Below are 6,000 nucleotides of genomic sequence, written 5' to 3'. Positions count from 1 at the left end.
GTATTAGGCATTTTTCAAAGTTTTGACATTTCTACTGCAAGTATTCATGATATTCATTTTTTGCAAGATATAAAGCATCAAATGAATAGTTGTACTTTAATCGGTGACAGATTATATTTATCAACTCAAGTACAGACTGATATATTCAATTATGTAGATATAAAACTGGATGCACCCATGAGATTTAATCAAAAAAATTACATAAAACAAAAATATATTTTTAGAAAATCAAGAAAGCGAATAGAAACTTTATTTTCTCAACTTTGCAATCAATTTAAAATCAGAAATAACTATGCAAAATCATTTATAGGCTTTAAAACAAGGATATTGAGTAAAATAACTGCTCTAACTTTCATTCAGTTTGTAAATGTTTTTGTTTTCAATAGAAAAATGAATAATATTAAAACAGCATTAGTTTAATAATGCACTACGGGGTAATGATAATCTAATCCGTCTAGATTCTCATTTTTTAATTCTTGAGGAGATAATTCGCCATTGAGATATTGAACAATAAATTTTGGTTCTCTATGCTTGATTTCTTTACAGATATTTAAACTAAAAGAAATGAATTCACATTGTTTTTCAAGATTTAAATCTTTTATGATCTTCAAAGATTTGGCGACAATTTCGTCTTCCAATTCTTTGGTTTTTGCGGGTTTTATTTCAACAATTAGTTTTACTTTTTTGTTTTTCAAACCTTGCTTTAAATAATCTTCAAGCTTGGGAAGATTTTCTCCGTTTTCTAATTTTATTGAGTTCAAATCTTCAAAGTTTGTTTCAGAAATTTCCATTTTATTATGATGCTCATCATGATTTACTACCAAAAAACCATCTTTTGTCATTCTCACATCGAATTCAGAACCGTAAACGCCTAAGCGTTGAGCATTTTTCAATGCAGTAATAGAATTTTCTGTAGTTTCAGGATTTGTTTTCCAGAAACCTCTGTGTGCTATAATTTGAGTTTGGGCATTCATAATCATTGTATTAAAAAATAATAAGCCTAAAATAATCTTTTTCATTTTTACCTATTATTGGTTCCACCATGTTTTTATATTAATATCATCACCACCCATTTGCTGTACAGCTTGCTGATAATTTACGGTATTCAAAATCTTTGGATTTGGCGGATATAATAATCTTTGAGGCATCTTACCATCATTTAGAAGTCCACCGTTATTTGGCAAAACAGGAAATCCCGTTCTTCTCTGTTCGAACCACTGCTGCTGATCTACAAAAAATAATGCAACATGTTTTTGAAGCATAATTCTTTCTAAAGTACCATTGTAGGCAACATTTGTATTGTCAAAATAGTTTGCAGGAACTACAGTATTCCATTGTTCAATAGCTGCTTTTACTCCATTTTCGTAATAAATCTGAGCATTTCCGGGAATGATACCTTTAAAAGCCAATTCTGAAAGGGTAAACTGCAATTCTGCATAAGGATAAATAAGTAATTTCATAGAAGCCGTGGCTAAACTTTGATTGAAATTGGAAGGTTGATAATTGAAAGTGGTTCCCGATGCATAAGCTGCGGGTGCTCCTTTATAACCAATTGTTGCTTGAGTTAAATTTTTGGCTTGTGAAAAAAACAGAGAAAGCCTCGGATCATTATTATTTTTAAGAGTTTCCACAAAAAAATCGCATACTGCTCTGCTCGATGTAAAATCTACTGCTCTGGCAATTGGTGGCATCAGCGGGGAAACTCCAGTAATATCAACTTTCGTACTTTCTGCATTATTTTGAAAAATGGGGAAAGTAGTAGGATTATTTACAATTTCTAGAATCCTTTCGTTCACATTTACTTCACCATTTTTCTTTAATATCCTTGTTAAAAGCCTTAACGAAAGAGAATTGCAAAATTTCTTCCAGTTTAAGATTCCGTTTGTATCACTTTGAGCATTATAAAACAAATCACTGCCAGCTAATTTTGTAGAAGTATTGAAAATAGCATTGGCGTATTTTAGATCATTTAAAAGCTGAACATAAATGTCTTTTTGCTTATCAAATTTAGGCTGAGAAATACCATTATCCAATTGGGAAGCTTCAGAAAAAGGAATATCACCGTAAGTATCTGTTAGATTAGAGTAAATCCAAGCATTGAGTACCATCGCAATTGCTTCATAATTTTTATCATTCGTAGAAATAGCAGCGTCTTTCATATCTTTTACCTGCTTCAGCCATTTGTAAGAATTATTCCAAAAGCCGTTTCCTGTACTTTCTGTAATATAATAACGGCTGATGTTATTCGCTTCATTAGGAAAATCTATCGCAGTTTGCATAATATCGAACGTAAAATCGTTCGCTCTCATATAGCCAACAGACGCCATATTATATTGTATCGGTATTAATAATCATATTATTACAAGCAGACGGCATTGGAATCAGGGCAATTATATTGTTCATTGTATTAATAGAACACCCTTATTTTTTATCTTAAATGAATATTTGAAATTTAGAAAAGTCGGTAGATAAAGTAAATCTTTGCATTAGAAATAATTTTGTACACTAAAACACTAAAACACTAAAATACTAAAACATTAAAACATTAAAACACCAACCTCAAAATTTTGTCTCTTTTCTAAAAGCCGTATCTTTGCAAAACTTTAAACAAAAAATCATTCCATTGAAAGATATCCGTACATTATCACTCGATCAGCTTCAAGACTATTTTGCTACTTTGGGGGAAAAACCATTTCGCGCCAAACAAGTATACGATTGGTTGTGGAGCAAAAACTTACACTCGATTGATGAGATGACGAATCTTTCAAAAAGTTTGAGAGATAAAATTTCAGAAGAATATACCATCAATCCTGTTTCTGTAGATCAACTGCAAAGAAGTACAGACGGAACCATCAAAAACGGTGTAAAACTGCATGATGGATTAATGGTAGAATCTGTTCTTATACCAACCGAAACGCGTACTACAGCTTGTGTTTCTTCGCAAGTAGGTTGCTCGCTGAATTGCGAATTTTGTGCTACGGCAAGGCTAAAAAGAATGAGAAATCTTGAAGTAGCAGAGATTGTAGATCAGGTAGCACTTATCGATAGCCAAAGCAAAACGTATTTCAACAGACCGCTTACCAATATTGTGTTTATGGGAATGGGCGAACCGATGATGAACTACAAAAATGTAGTAGAAGCCATCAGAAAAATCACTCAGCCAGAAGGTCTTGGGATGTCACCAAGAAGAATTACTGTTTCTACTTCCGGACTTCCAAAAATGATAAAAATGTTGGCAGATGACGAGCTTCGTGTGAAATTAGCAGTTTCTCTTCACTCAGCAATTGAGTCTAAAAGAAACGAAATTATGCCATTTTCAGATAAGTTTCCACTGACGGATATTATGGATTCTCTACAATATTGGTATCAAAAAACAGGTTCTACAATTACTTTCGAATATTGTGTTTGGAAAGGCATTAATGATGGTGATGAAGACATAAAAGCTTTAATTAAATATTGTAAACAAGTTCCTTCGAAAGTTAATCTGATTCAGTATAACCCAATTGGTGACGGAAAATATGATCAATGCAACAAAAAAGCGGAGGAAAACTATGTTCGTCAACTAGAAAATGCGGGCATCACGGTGATGATTAGAAAAAGTAGAGGAGGAGATATTGATGCTGCTTGCGGGCAATTGGCGAATAAAGTGACAGACTAAATTTTTTCTTCAATTTTAAATTGATGTTACCAATTTTCTTATGAAAAAAAGTATTCTTTTTTTAGCATTATGTTTCTTTCAGGGATTTTATGCTCAAAATTCGGAAATATTTAAACTGAAAAATTATAGAACTGCCATTTTAAGCGACTCTATACAGGAAAATTCTGGACTTACTTTTTTTAATGGTAAATTGTTCACCATTAACGATAGTGGTAATGCACCAATCCTTTTCGAAATTGATAAAAATAAAGGGAAAATTAATCAGATTTTTAAAATTAAACAAGAAAACAGAGATTGGGAAGCCGTTACATGCGATTCTACTCATATTTATATTGGCGATTTTGGAAATAATACTGGAACTAGAAAAGATTTAAGAATTATTAAAATTAATTTTAAAGATCAACATAATAATGTAGCATCAAAAAAAAATGAACTTAATGGCGACATTCTACCATTTTATTATCCCGAACAAACCGATTTTTCTTCCAGAAATTTGAATACCGATTTTGATGCCGAAGCCATGATTTATTTAGATGGAAAACTACATATTTTCACTAAAGAATGGCATTCAAAATTGAGTACGCATTATATATTAGATCCTAACAATCAGGAAATTCAGGCTGCTCAAAAAATAGAAACTTATCCTACAGGATTTGTTATAAGTGATGCTTTTTATTATCAAAAAAAGTTGTACACGGTCGGCTATACCAAGAAAACTGAAGTTTTTTTAGCCATTTTTGAAGAGTCAGAGTCTGGAATATTTTTTAAACAAAAACCAAAGCAATTTTATCTAGGTAGTGCTTTGGCAGTTGGTCAAATAGAAGGAATTTCTGTGGACGAATATGGGATCTATATTTCATCCGAAATATTTCAAACACCAATCAACAAACCGCGTCCTTACTTTTATTTTATTCCGAAGGACAAACTCAAACTTTAATTTATCTTTAAAATTAGTTTAAAAAAATTATCTTTGTAATCAATAATAATTATTCATCCAACCTATACAGCGAGTGTCTAAGATTGTAGAAGAAATCAAACAACCCATCAATGAGGAAATGAAACTTTTCGAACAAAAGTTTTATGAATCTATGCAGAGTAAAGTAGCTTTATTAGATAAAGTAACGCGCTTTATTGTAACTACCAAAGGAAAACAAATGCGTCCGATGTTTGTATTTCTTTGCGCAAAGCTAATTGGTGAGGTGAATGAAAAAACCTATCGTGGTGCATCTATGATAGAGCTGATACACACAGCAACTTTGGTGCACGATGATGTGGTAGACGAAAGTTTCAAAAGAAGAAATTTTTTCTCTATCAATGCTCTTTGGAAGAACAAAATTGCAGTTTTGGTTGGAGATTATTTATTATCAAAATCGGTTTTGCTTTCTACAGATAACAAAGACTACGATTTGCTATCAGTTATTTCTAGAACCATCAGAGAAATGTCTGAGGGCGAACTTTTGCAGCTAGAAAAGGCCAGAAAGCTAGATATTACCGAAGATGTTTACTACGAGATTATTCGTCAGAAAACAGCTACTTTAATTGCTGCTTGTTGTGAAATTGGAGTATTATCGAATAATGCAGATGCCGTTTTAGCAAAAAAAATGCGTGATTTTGGAACATACACCGGAATGGCATTTCAGATAAAAGATGATTTATTCGATTATCTAAGTTCAAATTTCATAGGTAAACCTGTAGGGATTGATATCAAGGAGAAGAAAATGACTTTACCTTTGATCCATACGCTAAGAACGGCCAGCGAAAAGGATAGGAAATACTATTTCAACACCATCAAGCGATATAATAATGACCAAAAAAGAGTGAAAGAACTTATTGCCTTCGTGAAGAGTTCTGGTGGACTAGAGTATGCAATCGTAGTGATGAAGGATTTTCAACAAAAAGCAAAAGATATCCTCAATGAGTTTCCAGATTCTGAAGTTCGTAGATCGTTACACAGCATGCTAGATTACGTGATCGAAAGAAAATTCTAGGCTATAATACATATCGTTAGTATTTACACAGAAAAGCCAAGAAAATATAAAATTAAGCACCTTACAGTAAATAATCCGCAATGACTACATAGCGGTATTTTGCATTTTCATTCGTTTTACTTATCTCCAAAATTAAAAGTAACAGCAGCACGCTAATAAGATACGTGCGAAGCCTGCAAATTTATCTAAATGAGTGTTGTGACTTATTTTAGTGATTATCAAAGAAGTTACAATTTTATTGAAGAGCCTAAAAGACAGGGAAAAGTATTGAGGATATGGGTCTGTTTTTCATCTAAAACCAACTATTATTCAAAGTAAAGTGTGTGTTTTTTTAATTATCAATTATTTAATAAA

The 6,000-nt window shown here is 32.1% G+C and carries 6 protein-coding genes; 4 read left to right on the top strand and 2 right to left on the bottom strand.

The window, feature by feature from the left end; translation table 11 throughout:
* On the top strand, positions 1–420 hold a 420-nt coding region (locus ACKI42_RS10415), incomplete at its 5' end, for a transposase (RefSeq protein WP_407405128.1).
* Here the strand turns inward: ACKI42_RS10415 and ACKI42_RS10410 are convergent.
* Positions 417–1,019 (bottom strand): glycerophosphodiester phosphodiesterase family protein, encoded by a 603-nt coding sequence (locus ACKI42_RS10410; RefSeq protein WP_407405126.1) that lies wholly within the window; start codon positions 1,017–1,019, stop codon positions 417–419. The genes ACKI42_RS10415 and ACKI42_RS10410 overlap by 4 nt on opposite strands.
* Positions 1,020–1,028: 9 nt before the next feature.
* Positions 1,029–2,339, bottom strand: coding sequence for a SusD/RagB family nutrient-binding outer membrane lipoprotein (locus ACKI42_RS10405; protein WP_407405142.1), 1,311 nt, complete (start codon positions 2,337–2,339; stop codon positions 1,029–1,031).
* A gap of 284 nt (positions 2,340–2,623) precedes the next feature.
* On the opposite strand from ACKI42_RS10405, the gene rlmN reads away from it, so the two are divergent.
* The 3 genes from rlmN (at position 2,624) to ACKI42_RS10390 (ending at position 5,646) form a co-directional block, all read left to right on the top strand.
* Positions 2,624–3,658 (top strand): 23S rRNA (adenine(2503)-C(2))-methyltransferase RlmN, encoded by a 1,035-nt coding sequence (rlmN, locus tag ACKI42_RS10400; protein WP_407405140.1) that lies wholly within the window; start codon positions 2,624–2,626, stop codon positions 3,656–3,658.
* A gap of 40 nt (positions 3,659–3,698) precedes the next feature.
* Positions 3,699–4,595 (top strand): hypothetical protein, encoded by an 897-nt coding sequence (locus ACKI42_RS10395; RefSeq protein WP_407405124.1) that lies wholly within the window; start codon positions 3,699–3,701, stop codon positions 4,593–4,595.
* A 73-nt stretch (positions 4,596–4,668) separates the two neighbouring features.
* On the top strand, positions 4,669–5,646 hold the full coding sequence (locus ACKI42_RS10390; protein WP_407405122.1) for a polyprenyl synthetase family protein: 978 nt from the start codon (positions 4,669–4,671) through the stop codon (positions 5,644–5,646).
* Positions 5,647–6,000: the final 354 nt, after the last annotated feature.

This window comes from Chryseobacterium sp. (assembly GCF_045629545.1).
Taxonomy (GTDB): domain Bacteria; phylum Bacteroidota; class Bacteroidia; order Flavobacteriales; family Weeksellaceae; genus Chryseobacterium.
Note: the sequence above shows the minus strand (reverse complement) of the source record. Positions and strands in the feature narration are given on the sequence as shown.

Bases quoted from the DNA above. Each gene is read 5' to 3' on its own strand.
- ACKI42_RS10410 (WP_407405126.1), bottom strand. From the start codon at position 1,019: ATGAAAAAGATTATTTTAGGCTTATTATTTTTTAATACAATGATTATG.
- ACKI42_RS10395 (WP_407405124.1), top strand. From the start codon at position 3,699: ATGAAAAAAAGTATTCTTTTTTTAGCATTATGTTTCTTTCAGGGATTT.